The 15,130-nt window shown below is 63.3% G+C and carries 16 protein-coding genes; all 16 read right to left on the reverse strand.

Annotated elements, in window-relative coordinates:
- Window positions 1-60 precede the first annotated feature (60 nt).
- Window positions 61-360 carry a hypothetical protein gene (locus tag B0G82_RS22940; protein WP_121309144.1) on the reverse strand — a complete coding sequence of 100 codons (300 nt, stop codon included), beginning with the start codon at window positions 358-360 and terminating at the stop codon, window positions 61-63.
- 67 nt (window positions 361-427) lie between these two features.
- Window positions 428-1,363: a 2-dehydropantoate 2-reductase gene (panE, locus tag B0G82_RS22945; protein ID WP_121309145.1), complete on the reverse strand. Its 936-nt coding sequence runs from the start codon at window positions 1,361-1,363 to the stop codon at window positions 428-430.
- Between the two features lie 213 nt (window positions 1,364-1,576).
- The gene (locus tag B0G82_RS22950; RefSeq protein WP_121309146.1) at window positions 1,577-2,542 is read right to left on the reverse strand and encodes a nucleoside hydrolase; all 966 of its coding nucleotides are present in this window, start codon (window positions 2,540-2,542) and stop codon (window positions 1,577-1,579) included.
- A complete protein-coding gene (locus B0G82_RS22955; RefSeq protein WP_106277053.1) occupies window positions 2,539-2,928 on the reverse strand; it encodes a cytidine deaminase in 390 nt (129 codons plus the stop codon). The genes B0G82_RS22950 and B0G82_RS22955 overlap by 4 nt, the downstream gene beginning before the upstream one ends.
- 15 nt (window positions 2,929-2,943) lie before the next feature.
- A complete protein-coding gene (locus B0G82_RS22960) occupies window positions 2,944-4,221 on the reverse strand; it encodes a NupC/NupG family nucleoside CNT transporter (protein WP_116123271.1) in 1,278 nt (425 codons plus the stop codon).
- Between the two features lie 195 nt (window positions 4,222-4,416).
- Entirely contained in the window at window positions 4,417-5,604 is a 1,188-nt protein-coding gene (locus B0G82_RS22965; protein ID WP_121309147.1) for a thiolase family protein, read from the reverse strand.
- 70 nt (window positions 5,605-5,674) lie between these two features.
- Window positions 5,675-7,108, reverse strand: coding sequence for an efflux transporter outer membrane subunit (locus B0G82_RS22970; protein ID WP_121309148.1), 1,434 nt, complete (start codon window positions 7,106-7,108; stop codon window positions 5,675-5,677).
- Between the two features lie 10 nt (window positions 7,109-7,118).
- Window positions 7,119-8,690 (reverse strand): DHA2 family efflux MFS transporter permease subunit, encoded by a 1,572-nt coding sequence (locus tag B0G82_RS22975; RefSeq protein ID WP_121310785.1) that lies wholly within the window; start codon window positions 8,688-8,690, stop codon window positions 7,119-7,121.
- 7 nt (window positions 8,691-8,697) lie between these two features.
- Window positions 8,698-9,798, reverse strand: coding sequence for an HlyD family secretion protein (locus B0G82_RS22980; protein WP_199730157.1), 1,101 nt, complete (start codon window positions 9,796-9,798; stop codon window positions 8,698-8,700).
- 85 nt (window positions 9,799-9,883) lie between these two features.
- Entirely contained in the window at window positions 9,884-10,306 is a 423-nt protein-coding gene (locus B0G82_RS22985) for a MarR family winged helix-turn-helix transcriptional regulator (RefSeq protein WP_116145820.1), read from the reverse strand.
- Between the two features lie 81 nt (window positions 10,307-10,387).
- The gene (locus B0G82_RS22990) at window positions 10,388-10,810 is read right to left on the reverse strand and encodes a MarR family transcriptional regulator (protein WP_116145822.1); all 423 of its coding nucleotides are present in this window, start codon (window positions 10,808-10,810) and stop codon (window positions 10,388-10,390) included.
- 172 nt (window positions 10,811-10,982) lie between these two features.
- A complete protein-coding gene (hutG, locus tag B0G82_RS22995) occupies window positions 10,983-11,945 on the reverse strand; it encodes a formimidoylglutamase (RefSeq protein ID WP_121309150.1) in 963 nt (320 codons plus the stop codon).
- On the reverse strand, window positions 11,942-12,718 hold the full coding sequence (locus tag B0G82_RS23000; RefSeq protein ID WP_121309151.1) for an amino acid ABC transporter ATP-binding protein: 777 nt from the start codon (window positions 12,716-12,718) through the stop codon (window positions 11,942-11,944). Before B0G82_RS23000 ends, hutG begins: the two co-directional genes overlap by 4 nt.
- Window positions 12,715-13,383, reverse strand: a complete 669-nt coding sequence (locus tag B0G82_RS23005; RefSeq protein ID WP_121309152.1) for an amino acid ABC transporter permease — start codon at window positions 13,381-13,383, stop codon at window positions 12,715-12,717. The genes B0G82_RS23000 and B0G82_RS23005 overlap by 4 nt, the downstream gene beginning before the upstream one ends.
- Before the next feature lie 16 nt (window positions 13,384-13,399).
- Window positions 13,400-14,155 (reverse strand): transporter substrate-binding domain-containing protein, encoded by a 756-nt coding sequence (locus tag B0G82_RS23010; protein ID WP_121309153.1) that lies wholly within the window; start codon window positions 14,153-14,155, stop codon window positions 13,400-13,402.
- Between the two features lie 74 nt (window positions 14,156-14,229).
- Window positions 14,230-14,979 (reverse strand): IclR family transcriptional regulator, encoded by a 750-nt coding sequence (locus B0G82_RS23015; RefSeq protein ID WP_121310786.1) that lies wholly within the window; start codon window positions 14,977-14,979, stop codon window positions 14,230-14,232.
- Window positions 14,980-15,130 lie beyond the last annotated feature (151 nt).

Here is a 15,130-nt window from a genome sequence, read left to right on the forward strand (position 1 = left end):
AACGCGCGCCTTGCAACTGTGCAAGGCGCGCGTTTTTTATGCGTGAGCGTGGGTGTCGTTCTAGAAAATGACCGACACCGCCACCGCCAGCCAGATCCCCACCACGCCGACAAGAAACAGATGCCGCGCAATGCGAATGCGGCTGTCGCTGCCTTCGGGTTCGACAGGACTCGTGGCGACCCACGGCACGAGCCCGAGGCAGCCGAAACCGATCAGCGCGGACACGAATACGAAGACGTCGGCGACTCGCCACTGGGTCGGTTCATACAAACCCCAGTAGCCGAGAAAGACGATACCGATCGAGAAGATCGTGGCCGAAGCGGCACTGAGTGCGGGCACTGATCCGATGGGGCTCGGCATGCTTCACCTCTGATCGTTAGGCTGTTGGCCATGCCCGTGAAGTCCCGATTCGTGCCCGTGGCATCGCTCAGGACGTGCGGGCCTGCCTCGCTTCATACGTCTTCAGATGACTATAGGCGATGCGCAACAACGACAAGCCGTGCTCGCCCTTTTGCGCGTCGCCGCCGCGCGAAATCAGATCGCCGAGAATGTGATCCGCCTCGGTATGCGAATGGTTTTCCACATCCCGCAACATGGACGCGGTGAGCGGCGAAGGCGTGAAGAGCGTTTGCGTGGCGCGTGCGTCGAAGTCCGGGCCCATGGTGAAGCCGTTGTGCTCGGCCACCGCGCGGCACTCGCCGAGCAGATTCTCGATCACGCGCTTGCCGTCCGGCGCAGCCAGAATATCGCCGACCGAACCGCGCATCAAGCACGTGCTGGCCGCCAGCGTGGCCAGGAACACCCACTTCTCCCACATGCGCAGCAAAATGTTGTCGCTGACCAGCGTGTCGAAATTCGCGCCGGCCATGGCCTCGGCGATCGCCTGAACACGCTCCGACGTGCCGCCGGCCTGTTCGCCGAACGTGATCGCATGCATGTCGTTCAGATGCACGATGTGCTGCTCGGCATTGAGCGTGGCGGCGATCACGCATTGGCCGCCCAGCACGCGCGCCGCGCCGAACTTTTCGTTGAGCACGTCGATATGGCGCATGCCGTTGAGCATCGGCAGAATCAGCGTCGCCTCGCCGACGAGCGGCGCGAAGGAGTCGATGGCGTCGTCGAGACTATAGGCTTTGCAGCTCAGCAGCACCAGATCGAACGGCTCGGCGCCGACGCCGGCGAGAATGGTTTGCGGATCGGGCAGATTGAGATCGCCGCGCACGCTGCTGATGACGAGTCCGTCGCGCTTGAGTTTTTCCGCCCGGCCTGGACGCACGAGGAAGGTCACGTCCTGGCCCGCCGCCGCGAGACGGCCGCCGAAATAGCCGCCTACTGCGCCCGCCCCTACTACAAGAATTCGCATCTTTGGCCTCTTGATAGATTTCGATCACGCGCTTGCCTCCACGAGCGAGAGTTTCGGGGGGGCGCGAATGCGGCGCGTGTGCAGAATGTAGCAAAGATTGAAGATCGGCACCGGCCAGGATTGACGCGAGCCGCCGTGTTGCATTGCACAGCGGCTTACCTCAGATCAATCGGGCAATGCCGCCGGCGCGTCAGGCCAGTGCCTCTTTCACGTTCACAGCGTGCCGCAAATGGTGTGCTCGTAAAGCTCGAGCATACCCGGCACGTCCACCCCGATACACGCCTTGCAGTCGGGCCGGCTATCCCAGGCCGGCGCGGGCACCGGCATGCTCGCCGGCTTCTGGATGGTCTGACCCACCGCGATGCCGTCCGTCAGCACGCGCACGGGGCCGCTGCGCGTCGTATAGAGATGCGGCGCCAGCATATAGGCCACCGCCGACGAATCGTGCACGTAGATACCCGCCAGCTGCGCGCTTTGCTCGTGAAACGCCTCGTAGTGCCGCGACACTTCCCATACGAACTGGCCGGCCGCGCCGCCGCGTTCGCGTAGCGACGCCAGATACTCGTGGCTCATGATGGTTGGCTGCGTGACGTCCAGCCCGACGATCGCGACCGGCCAGGCCGCGCCAAGCACGATGTCGGCGGCATCCGGGTCGGCCAGGATATTGGCTTCCGCCGCGGGCGTGACGTTGCCGAGCACGCCGTCCGTGCCGAATGCGCCGCCCATGATCACCACCTGTTTGACGAGGGCGGCGATCTGCGGATCGTCGGCGAGCGCGAGCGCAAGGTTCGTGAGCGGCCCCACGGCGAGCAGCGTCACTTCGCCGGGATGCGCGCGCACCGTGTCGATGATGAAGCGGTGCGCGGGACGCGCGTCGAGCGGAGCCTCGTCCGTTGTATCCAGCGCGATATTGCCGAGCCCGTTGTCGCCGTGAATCCATGCGAGCGGCTCGGGTGCGCGGCGCTTGAGCGGCGCCGCCGCGCCCTGCGCGACCGGCACGCCGGCAGCGAACCGTCCGGCGAGAAAGCGCGCATTGCGGGTAGTCGTTTCGATAGTGGCGTTGCCGAATACGCTCGTCAGACCCAGCAGTTCGATATCCGGATGCAGCGCCTGAAACACGAGCGCCATGGCATCGTCCACGCCTGGGTCGGTGTCGTAGATGACCTTGTGCTTGCTCATAGATAGAACGCGTCCGGCAATTGTTCGCGCGCGGTGGTGTCGCGCGTGGCGCCATGCAGGTTGCCAAGGCGAATCGGCAGTTCGGGGCCGCCCAGTTCGATGATGACCTGGCGGCACGCGCCGCACGGCGCGATCGGGCCGTCCGTATCGCCAATTACGGCGAGCGCGGCGAACTGGTCACGCTGATAACCCGCCGCAATGGCGCTGAAAAACGCGGTACGTTCCGCGCAATTGCACAAACCATACGACGCGTTCTCGACGTTGCAGCCGTCGAACACCTGGCCGTCCCTGGTCAGCAGCGCCGCGCCGACCTTGAACTTCGAATAAGGCGCATAGGCCTTTTCTCGCGCGAGGCCCGCGCGTTCCAACAGTTCTTCCATATTCATCCAGCGATCCTCGATTCAATTCAGCGTAATGAACATGCCCGCAATGGTGGCGCTCATCAGATTCGAGAGCGTCGCGGCGAGCACGACACGCAGGCCGTAGCGCGCGACTTCGGCACGGCGTCCCGGCGCGACGGCACTAAAGCCGCCCGTCAGCACCGCGATCGACGAAAAGTTCGCGAAGCCGCACAACGCAAACGACAGGATAGCAATGGTACGCGGATCGAGCGCCGTCAGACCGGCCGCCGTCACGCTCGCGGCGTCCTTCAGATACGGCGATAGCGACGCATACGCGACGAACTCGTTGAGAATGACTTTCTGCCCGAGGAAGTTGCCGGCAATCGTGGCCTCGTTCCACGGCACGCCGATCAGATACGCGAGTGGCGCGAAGACCACGCCGAGCACCGATTGCATCGACAGTTGCGGATGGCCGAACCAGCCGCCCACGCCGCCCACGATTCCGTTGACCAACGCGATCAGACCGACAAACGCGATCAGCATCGCGCCGACCATCACCGCGATTTTCAGGCCGACGGTCGCGCCGGAACTCGCGGCTTCGATGATATTGGCGGGACGTTTCTCGTCGAAGTTGAGGTTGTCGAGACGAACGCGGCTCGGCTCGGTGGACGGATGAATGATCTTGGCGAACAGCAAGCCGCCCGGCACCGCCATGAACGATGCCGCCAGCAGATACTCGATGCGCACGCCGAGGCCCGCATAGCCCGCCAGCACCGAACCGGCAACGGCCGCCATGCCGCTCGACATCACCGCGAACAGTTCGGCGCCCGTCATGTCAGGCGTGAACGGTTTGACTACGGCGGGCATTTCGCTCTGGCCGAGGAAAATCGTGGTGACCGCGGAAAACGATTCGATCTTCGACACGCCGAGCAGTTTCTGAAACACCGTGCCGAGCACGATAACGATCCAGCGCATCACGCCGAGGTAATACAGCACGGAGATCAACGCAGTGACGAAGATGATGGCCGGCAGCACACGCACGGCGAACACGAAACCGCCGTCGCCGAAGACCTGGAACATTTTCGCCTGCACGAGGCCGCCGAACAGGAACTCGATACCGGCGTTGCCATAGCCGAGCACATGATTGACGGCGGACGCCGCGCCCGAAAGGATCGACTTGCCGAGCGGCACGAACAGAATGAACGCGCCGATTCCGACCTGCGCCAGCAGCGCGCTGATTACAGTCCGTAAGCGGATGGCGCCCCGGTTGGTGGAAAAGATGAACGCGATGAGTAGCAGTACTGCAATGCCCAAGATGTTTCTAACGATCAGTGCCATGTCTCGTGATGTTCTCGTGAAAGTGGCAGTGATGCTAAACGAAACCGGTACCGGAATAAAAACTTTAAATATGGGCCGTCACTCTAGTGCCGCGGAATACCCCGCGGTTGATGCGCCGCGCATCTCAGGAATCGCAGCGAGGTGCATCGACATGTCTATCGCGCATCGACGCACCCTGCTGCTATCGGTTCAAACTCACAGCATTTCCAATGCCAACGCGATACCTTGACCGCCGCCAATGCACAGCGTCACGATGCCGCGTTTGATGCCATCGCGCTGCATCGAATGAAGCAGGCGCGTGGTCAGCACGGCGCCCGTCGCGCCGATCGGATGACCGTGCGCAATCGCGCCGCCTTGCACGTTGATCAACTCGTCCGCGATGCCGAGCTTGCGGGCGACCGCGATCGGCACGGCGGCAAATGCTTCGTTGATTTCGAAACGCTCGACATCGTGCAGTTGCCAACCGGCTCGTGCCAACGCCATCTGCACCGCCGGAACGGGACCGAGGCCGAACATGCCGGGTTCGACAGCGGCGACGCCATAAGACACGAGACGCGCGAGCGGCGCGATGCCGCGTGCTTCCGCGAAACCGCGCTCGGCCACCAGCATCGCGGCTGCGCCGCTGTTCAATCCGGGCGCGTTGCCCGCAGTGATCGTGCCATCGGGGCGAAATGCCGGCCGCAGTTTCGCGAGCGTGTCCACCGTGGTGTCGGGACGCGGTTGTTCATCGCGCGTGAAATGTTGCGGGCCTTTGCGCCCGGCTATTTCCACGGCAACCAGTTCAACGTCGAAATCGCCGCGCGCTTGGGCTTCACTGAATCGCTGCTGCGAGCGCGCCGCCCAACGGTCCTGCGTTTCTCGCGTGATATCGAACTGCGCGACGAGGTCTTCCGTGTGCCAGCCGGAATGCTCGCCGGAAAACGCGTCGTTCAGGCCGTCGCGCAACAGGCTGTCGTGGATTTGCGCGTTGCCCATGCGGTAGCCCCAGCGGCCGCCGTCGAGCAGATACGGCGCGCGGTCCATGTTTTCCATGCCGCCCGCCACGGCCGCATCGCCGAGACCCAGCAGGATTTCCTGGGCCGCCGACGCGATCGCCTGCGCGCCCGAGCCGCATACGCGATTGACCGTCAATGCCGGCACGGCCACCGGCACGCCGCCGCCGATCGACGCCTGGCGCGCGGGATTCATCTTGTTGCCAGCCTGAATCACATTGCCCATCACGACCGATGCCAGCTCAGCCGCGTCGAGCCCGCTGCGGCGCAGCGTCTCGCGCACGGCGAGCGCGCCTAGCTCCGTTGCGGGCACGTCCTTCAGCGCCCCGCCGAATGCGCCGATCGGCGTTCTCACCGGATTGCAGATCACTACTTCTCGCTGATTCGCCATCATTTCTCTCCAGTTGGTTCAACACCTCATTGGCCACGCCCGTGCATCGGTCGATCGCTTGTTCAAGTGTTCAGTTGTTCGACGATACCGCCGTGACCGCGTCAGGCACATCCCAGCCGCCACCGAGCGACCGGTACAACGCCACCGCCGAGAGCGCATGCTCGCGCCTGGCCTGGTTCAAGGACTCCGCGTCGCGCAGATACGCCTCCTGCGCGGTGAGCACATCGAGAAAATCCGCCGCGCCGCCCTTGTACAGTTCGCTCGACAAACGCAGCGCCTGATTCGACGCATCGAGCGCGCCGCCAAGACGTTGCACCTGCACCGCGCCGCTCACCAGATCGCTGCGGTTGTCCTCGATTTCCTTGAGCGCTTGCAGCATGGTCTGCTGCAGACCGAGTTGCGATTCGCGCATGCGGCTCTCGCTCGCGTCGATATTCGCGGTGATGCGGCCCGCGTTGAAGATCGGGCTCGTCGCGCTTAATGCGGCGCTGAAAAGGTTGTCGGTCAGCGTCGGCAAGCCGAGATAAGACGAGGCCAGCAGGCCGTCGGCGAGATTGAGGCGGAACTGCGGATAGCGCTGCGCCTTCGACACGCCCACTTCCGCCGCGCGCTGCTCGACCGTCGCGTAGGCGGTGCGCACGTCGGGACGCTGCAGGAGTGCTTCCGAAGGCAGCATCTGCGGCACGCTCTGCGCGGGCACCGGGATATCGCGTGCCTTGGCGAGCAGCAAGCTGTCGACGCTTTCCGGCGTGCGCCCCGAATACACCGCGATCAGACTCAATTGATGCTGCACCGCCGACTGCACGCGGGGAATCTGCGCCTGCAAATCCTGGAGCTGGTTCTGCGCGCGCGCAACGTCGAGTTGCGTCGACAGCCCATAGTGCAGACGCTGCTGCGTGAGCTTCAGCGCGCGTGCGCGGATCTGCTCGTTGTCGCTCAGAATCTGCAACTGCGATTGCGCCCAGCGAAGATCGATATACGCTGCCGCCGTATTCGCCGCGAGCGCGAGGCGCACCTCGTTCAACGCGGACTGGCGTCCCGACACTTGCGCCTGCGCCGCCAGCACGGCAAGACGTTCGCCGCCGAACACGTCGGGCGTCCAGCTCGCCGTCAAGCCGACGCCGGCCTGGCGCACATAGCCGAGCGGCGGCGGCGTGTTCTGACGCGAGTCGGACGCGGTCGCGCTCGCATTCAATTCCGGCAGCAGGGCCGCGCGATTCTGCTTCGCCAGATCCTGCGCCTGCCTGACGCGCTCCACTGCCGCCTGCACATCGAGATTGCCGGTCAACACGGATTCGACCAGTTGATGCATGACCGGGTCGCCGAATTGCTCCCACCACGCGTTGGCGCTGACGCTGTCTTGCGGTGCGTCGACATTCCACGCGGCAGGCGCGACGGTCTTCACGGTTTGCGGCAAATCCGCGTGCGTTTCCGGTTGCACCGCGCACGCCGCGAGCGTCAGCAAGGCGGCGCTCGCCAGTACTTTGAAAAGGATCGGTTTCATGTTGGATTCCTCAATGAGCGTCGGGCGGCGGTGCGGTGTTGCCGAACGGGCGCGAGAACAGCACGCTCAGCAGGCCGACGACGAAACACAGCGACAGGGCGTAAAACGTGTCGGAGAACGTCAATACGAGTGCTTCACGCATCAGCAGCGCGTGCAGTTCACCGAGTCCGGCGTTGGCCGCGTTCAGCACGTTGCCGCCCACTGCCGCGAAATGCGCGCTTTGCTGCTGCAAGATCGATTCGACCACCGGACGGCCCACGTTCAGATGTTCATCGAGCCGCTCGTAGTGAAGGTTCAGCCGGTCATTGAGCATCGTGCTGCTCACGGCAATGCCGATCGCGCCGCCGAGGTTACGCATCAGGTTGAACAGGCCGCTGGCGGAACGAAGCCTCGACATCGGCAACGAACCCAGCGCCATCGTCACGATGGGTGGAATGCAGAACTGCTGGCCGATGCCGCGCAACGCTTGCGGAATCAGCAATTCCTGCCAGCCCCATTGATTCGTCAGCGGCACATACAGATAACAGCCGACGCCGAACAGCACCAGGCCGAACACCAGCAGGATCCGCATATCGATAAAGCGCGCGACTATCGAATACACCACCATCGCCACCAGTTGAAAACAGCCGACCGACAGCAGCGCCACACCAATCTGCAACGAATCGAAACCACGCACACGGGACAGGAACACCGGCGTCAGGAACACCGCGCAGAAAATCCCGATCCCGGTGATGAACGACAGCAGACTGCCAATGCCGAAGTTGCGGATCGCCAGCGCGCGCAAGTCGACGATCGGTTCTTTTGCGGTGAACGCATGCACGAGGAACAGAAACCCGCAGATCGCGGTGATCCATGCGCACGTCAGGATCACGTGATCGCCGAACCAGTTCTTGCGCGGCCCTTCTTCCAGCACGTATTCGAGGCAACCGAGAAAACCGGACATCAACAGGATGCCGAGGTAATCGCCCTTCTTCAGCAGCGACAGGTCGACGTTGTCGAAGTGCACGTACTTCGGCACCAACAGCGTGACGGCGAGGCCCGGCACGAGGTTCAGATAGAACAGCCAGTGCCACGACCATTGCGACGTGATCCAGCCGCCGATCACCGGACCAATGGTCGGCGCGAGTGTGGCGAGCGCGCTGATGGTGGTGGAGGCGATCAGGCGCTGCTTGCCGGGGAACAGCACGAACGCGGTGGTGAACACCGTCGGGATCATCGCGGCGCCGAGCGCGCCTTGCAGCCCGCGGAACAGGATCATCGAGTTGATGTCCCATGCGAGTCCGCACAGCATGCTGGTGAGCGTGAAGCCGAGCGCGGAAAACGCGAACACCCAGCGCGTGGAGAACACGCGGGTGAGCCAGCCGGACATCGGGATCACCAGAATTTCAGCGATCAGATACGACGTCTGCACCCACGAGAGTTCGTCCTGGCTCGCGGACAAGCCGCCGCCGATGTCCTTGAGCGACGACGCCACGATCTGGATATCGAGCGTCGCCATGAAAAAACCGATGCACATCAACGTGAACGCCAGGACTTTGATTCGCGTCGGCAGGTCGGCGGGGTTGGCGAGAACTTGAGTCATGATCGGCTTATCCGCGCGCCGGCGTGCTGCCGCTATCGACATGCACTTTCACCGTGGCCGACAGGCCCGGACGCAGCACGCCTTGCATGGTCTTCGGCACATCCAGCCGCACACGCACCGGCACACGCTGCACGATCTTCGTGAAGTTGCCAGTGGCGTTCTCGGCGGGCAGCACGCTGAAGGTCGCGCCGGTGGCCGGCGCCAGACTTTCAACCACGCCGTGAATCGGCGTGCTCGAGGCGTCGAGATCGACATCGACGCTGTCGCCGACGCGCATCTTCTTCAACTGGTCTTCCTTGAAGTTGGCGTCGATCCACAAACCGCTTGATGGCACCACGGTCAGCAGCGACACGCCGGTGTTCGCCAGCAGGCCGACACGCGCCGTGCGATTGCCGACATAGCCGTCGATCGGCGAGCGAATCGTCGTGTATTCCACGTTCAGCGCCGCGACACGCTGGGCGGCCTGCGCCGTCGCGATGCGCGCCTCGGCGTCGCCGATCTGCGCGTCGAGCACGGCGATCTGCCGTTGCGCCGCGATCAGCGCGGCACCGCTGCGATCCACAGCCGCGCGCGCCTTGGTCAAATCAGCATTCGCACGTTCGACGACCTGATTCGATACCGCGTCGTCCTTCACCAGTTCGCGGTAGCGCGTCTGGTCCGCGGCGCTACGCGTCAGTTCGGCGCCGGACGCGCGGACTTCGGCGGCCTGCTCGTTGATGGTGGCGAGCTGCAAGGACTTCTTCGCCTGCAGTTCGGTCACCGAGGCCTGCGCGCTCTGCACTTCCGCCGTGGCCTGCGCGAGCCGCGCGTCGTAATCGCGCGCATCCAGCCGGATCAGCACCTCGTTCGCGTGGACGAACTGGTTGTCGTGCACGAGCACGTCCTTGACGAAGCCGTTCACCTTCGGCGCCATCACCGTGACATCGCCGCCCACGTAGGCATCGTCAGTCGTTTCGACGAAGCGGCCGACGAAGAACCAGTACGACGCCGCAAGCGCCAGCACGGCAAGAACCGTGATGATCGCGAGCAACATCCACGGAATGCGGCGTGCCGGTTTGGCGGTCTGCGCCGCGCTCGGCGGAGCGATAGTCGATGGAGTAGTGGACATGATGTCGATATGTGCGTATGCACTCGTTACGTTAAAAAAAAAGCGCGTGGACCGCGCCGGCCGTGCGTCGCCGTAGCCGCGACTTTCAGACTGGATCTCGTGTGATAGCGAACAGTTCGCCTCGCAATGCCGCCGCGCGCCGTTCGCCGAAACGATGCTCGAATTCGGCTTGCGCGGCATGCCAATGCTCGCGGCCCGCCTTGAGACGCTCTTCACCTGCCGCCGTGAGCGCAATCGTCAGCGCCCGCGCGTCGGCGCCGAGCGCCTCGCTCGACACCAAACCGTTGCGGCGCAGCGGCTGGATCGTGCGGACCAGGGAGGTGCGTTCCATGCGCATGGCTTCAGCCATTTGCTTCATCGTCATCGGGCCGGTGCGTTTGAGCCGTCCCAGCAGCGAAAACTGCGTGATGGTCAGCCCCACATTCGCCAGGTGCCGGTCGTATATCTGCGAGACATAACGCGCGGCCTGGCGGATGGCAAAGCAGTCGTCGTCGAAAAGCCCTTCCATTGTTGCGCTTCCTCGTTAGTGAGTGCGTATGCACACAAACAGGCGGACCGACGCTCGCCGGAACGAGCGGGTGCGTCTCAACTAGCCGGTGATGCTGAAAAGTTCGGCGCGCAGCGTTTTGGCGCGCGCATGGCCAAACTTCTTTTCGAACTCGTCCTGCGCGGCGCGCCACGCAATGGCGGCCTGGTCGAACGTGGCTTCGCCCTTCTCCGTCAGACTGAACAGGAATGTGCGGCCGTCATGCTCCGCCGCTTCCGCGACCACCAGGCCGTCGCGCTGCAGGGGTTTCATTGCGCGGACCAGCGTGGTGCGTTCCATCACCATCGCGTCCGCCAGATCCACCATGGGCAGATTCGGCATGCGCGCGAGCCTGGCGAGAATCGTGAACTGCGCAGCCGTCAAGCCTACTTCGCCGAGGTGGCGCTCGTAGATTTGCGTGACGTGCCGGGCCGCCTGGCGCAGCGCGAAGCAGTTGCATTCGTCGTAGGAGATGGGACGGTTCATGAGGTGCAGTCTATATGTGCATACGCACAGCGTCAAGTTTGGCTGGTTTGAACACAGTGTTGCTGAATATGGCCTTACCACCGACGCGCCGAGGCAAGACGGACGGTCTGGCACCCGTTTCCCTGCCGTAGTGCCGGCGCAACGGGCGGTCGCCGCCATGGCACTGGCGCACTCAGAGCAAGCGGTAAGCCAATCGCGCGGCCGCCCTCGCGGTGCGCTTGTCCTGATCGAGCGACGGGTTGTACTCCGCGATATCGGCCACGCGCAGCTTGCCGGAGCCACGCACACGCCGCACCATCGCCTCGACCACGGACAGAGGCACGCCGAGCGACCCGGGCGCGGACACGCCCGGCGCGGTGGCGGCAGGCAGCACGTCAAGATCGATGGTCAGGTAGACGTCGTCCACTTCGTCCAGCATCCGGTCGAGTTCTTGCAAACGTAGCGCCAGTTGTGTGTCCTGCATGTCGACGTCGAGCGCGTAGCGCACGCCGAGCCGTTGCGCGTGCGCGAACAGCGAAGCCGTGTTGGCCAGATCGCTGATACCGAAGCAGACATAGTTGAACGGCACGCCGCGCTCTGCGCAGTCGATCGCTATCTGATCGAACGGCGTGCCCGAATTCGCGGGACGTTTCTGGCGCAGATCGAAGTGCGCGTCGAAGTTGATGATGATCAGTTTGCGAGGCGCTGCGGCTTCAGCACCTTCACGCCGCTGCTGATGCAAGCGCAAGCCGCTATACGTTCCCCACGCCACCTCATGGCCACCGCCGAACACCAGTGGCCGGCCGCCGATCGCCAGCACTTCGCCGACCACGCTTGCCAATTCGGCTTGCGCGCTTTCAAGGTCGCCGTCGTCGCACACCACGTCGCCCGCGTCGGCAAGCGACGACATCGAACTTTTAGCCGGCAATCCGGCCAGCGCGCGCCGCAATTCCTTCGGTGCGTGCGCCGCGCCAATGCGGCCTTGATTGCGGCGCACTCCTTCATCGGAGCCGAAGCCGACGATCACCGGCGTATCGCCACGGCCGTGACGCTCACTTTCAAACGGCACGACCTGATTGAAAACACGCCGCGTGTCGCCAGGCTCGCCGTCGTCAGAACGGCCCGCCCACACCTTGTCATCGAATGGAACTCTCATGCGCGCGACAACACCGCCTGCAAGAAAGCGCGCGTACGCGGCTGCGAAGGCGCCGAAAAAATCTCAGCGGGCGGACCTGCTTCGACGATCACGCCGCCGTCCATCACCACCACCACGTCGGCGACTTCTTTCGCAAAACCCATTTCGTGCGTGACAACCACCATTGTCATGCCTTCGCTTGCGAGCAGTTTCATCACCTGCAGCACTTCGCCGACCAGTTCGGGATCGAGCGCCGAAGTCGGTTCGTCGAACAGCATCACGCGCGGCTGCATCGCCAACGCGCGGGCAATCGCCACGCGCTGCTTCTGACCGCCCGACAGACTCGCCGGCATCACGTGCGCCTTGTGGGCAAGTCCGACTTTTTCCAGCAACGCGAGCGCGGCCGCTTCAGCCTGCGCTTTGCTGGCGCCGCGCAGCATGCGCGGGCCGACCGTAATGTTATGCAACACCGACAGATGCGGAAACAGATTGAACGACTGGAACACCATGCCGACTTCGGTGCGCAACTCATTCAACGACCGCTCCTTGAGCATCTCGCCGTGATCGATCAGCCGATGTCCGCAGATATCGATCGTGCCGCCCTCCGCCTGCTCGAGCCCGTTGCAGCAGCGCAGGAACGTACTCTTGCCAGAGCCGCTCGGTCCGATCACCACCACGACCTGCTGCGGTTGAATGTCGAAATCGATGCCGTTGAGCACCGTATGCGAGCCGAACGACTTGGTCAGTCCACGAATGCTGACAATAGGTTCATTGACATTGGCCACGGTATTCATTGCACCATCCCTCCTGCGCGCAAACGGCGCTCTACACGATGCAGCGCGTAATTGGTCGCCTGCGTCAACACCAGATACACGAGCGCGATGGCCAGATACACTTCGAGCGAGCGGTACGATACGCTGATGATCTTCTGCCCTTCATGCATCAGATCGTCGATGGTCAGCAGCGACACCAGCGCCGAGTTTTTGATCAATGCGATGAACTCGTTGCCGAGCGGCGGGATCATCCGCACGATGGCTTGCGGCAAGATGATCGCGCGCATGGCCTGTCCCGACGACATGCCGATGGAACGCGCCGCTTCCATCTGCCCGCGATCCACCGACTGAATCGCGCCACGCACGATTTCCGACACGTAAGCCGCCGAATACAAGCCGAGGCCGAGCATGCCGCACACAAAAGCCGGCAACAGAATGCCGAACTGCGGCAAGCCGAAGAACAACAGAAAGAGTTGCACCAGCAGCGGCGTACCGCGGAAAAACGTCAGGTACGCCGTGCAAAAGCCGTACACGATGCGCCGCTTCGGCGTGAGCCGGCCGATGCCGATCAGAAGGCCGAGCACGCAACTCAGCGCAAGCGAGGCGGCGGTCACTTCGACCGTCACCACGGCGCCGTGCATGATGTCCGGCAAGCCGGCAATGACCGGCGAAAAATCGAGTTCCATTTCGTTTGCTTAGCTGTTATTGCGTGGTGGCGCCGAACCACTTCTTGACGATCTCCGCATACGTGCCGTCGGCCTTGATCTTCGCGAGCGCGGTGTTGAAGGCGGCCTTCAACTGCGGCTCGTCCTTGCGCACGGCAATGCCGTAGGCTTCGGTCGTCAGCGGTTTGTCGAGCACACGAAAACCGCCGCGCGTCTTCACCAGTTGATAGGCGGCCGGCTTGCCGGTCACGGCGGCGTCGGCGCGGCCAATGCCCACGAGATCGAACATTTCCTGATTCTTTTCGACTTCCACACGATTGATCTGCGGGAAGTTATCGCGCAGGAAGTTGACCGATTTGGTGCCCACCTGGACCGAGACCTTCTTGCCGTTCAGCTCGGCCGGCGACTTGATCGGCGAATTGCTCTTCACCAGCACGACGAGGCCGCCCGCGTAATACGAGTCGGTAAAGTCGACGACCTTCGCGCGCTCGTCGGTGATGTAGATGCCGGAAATCGCCGCGTCGAAGCGATGGGCGATCAGCCCCGGAATCAGGCCTTTGAAGTCGATGTCGGTCCACTGCACCTTCTTGCCCATCGCCTTGGCGAGCGCATTCATCAGGTCGACATCGAAACCGGTGCGCGCGCCGTTCTCGGTGTATTCCATCGGCGGGAAGGTGGCGTCAGTGGCCACGTTCAACACGTCTGGCGTTTGGGCCGACGCGGCGCCAGAGAAGCCGGCAAAAGTCACGGCAGCCGTGACGCAGGCGAGAGACAACAGTCGTTGCAGCTTCATGGGGTAGGCTCCTTGTGGTTTGTTAATTTCGTTCGGAATCCGTATTAAATACCGGTCGCGAGCGCTTCGTCCGGTCAGTCGGTTTGCATATGCTCGGAAATGGCGCGGGCCGTACGCAGCGTCCCGTCGATGAATTGGTTTTCGCGGCCGATGGCGCGCGTGGACGGCGCCATCAGCGTGATCGACGCGCTGCTGCCGGCGCCGCGTCCGCTGCAATGAAATATCGGGGCGCTCACGCCCCACACCCCCGGATCCACTTCGCTGTCGCTAACCGCGTAGCCCTGGGCGCGAATCTGCTTCAGTTCTGCTTCGATCGCCGCGCGGCCGGCTGGGTCGTTATCAAACAGGTTGTCGAGTACTTCGGTGCGCGCCTTGTCGGCCATGAACGCGAGCAGCGATTTCGCAGACGCGCCCGCCTTGAGCGGTACGGCGCGTCCTTTCTCGAACGAACAGCGCAGCGAGTGCCGGCTGTCGACCATCTCGAGACACATCACCTGATGCTTGACGGCGACCACGAGTCCAATGCTCTCCTTCGAGGCACGCGCGAGTTGCTGCATCTCGCTGCGGCTCGCTTCGACCAGCAGCGAATTCACGTCGAAGCCGAGCGCCAGTTGCAGGCTGATCGGGCCCGGCGCGTAATGCCCCGCGTTTTCCGCGACGAAACCCCAGCGCTTGAGCAAGGCGATCTGCCGGTACAACGTGCTTTGCGCGAGTCCGGTGACGGCAAGCAGATCCTTCACCGACATGGCCTTGCCGTGACTGGCGAGCGCCGCCAGCACGAGCAGCACCCGTTCAACTCCTGTCACACCCTGTTCCGCATTCACGATCACACTGCCCGTAATCCATCACGGACTCAGAATGCCAGAACGTTCTCAGATTTCAAAAATCGGATTCCCGCTGAATGGGAATGAATGGCGAGGGTTTTCCCGGGGCGGGGCGAAATGAGTGTGTCGCGACGAATGCGCGACATGTCGG

Origin of the sequence: Paraburkholderia sp. BL17N1, from assembly GCF_003634175.1 — a bacterium.
Taxonomy (GTDB): Bacteria; Pseudomonadota; Gammaproteobacteria; order Burkholderiales; family Burkholderiaceae; genus Paraburkholderia.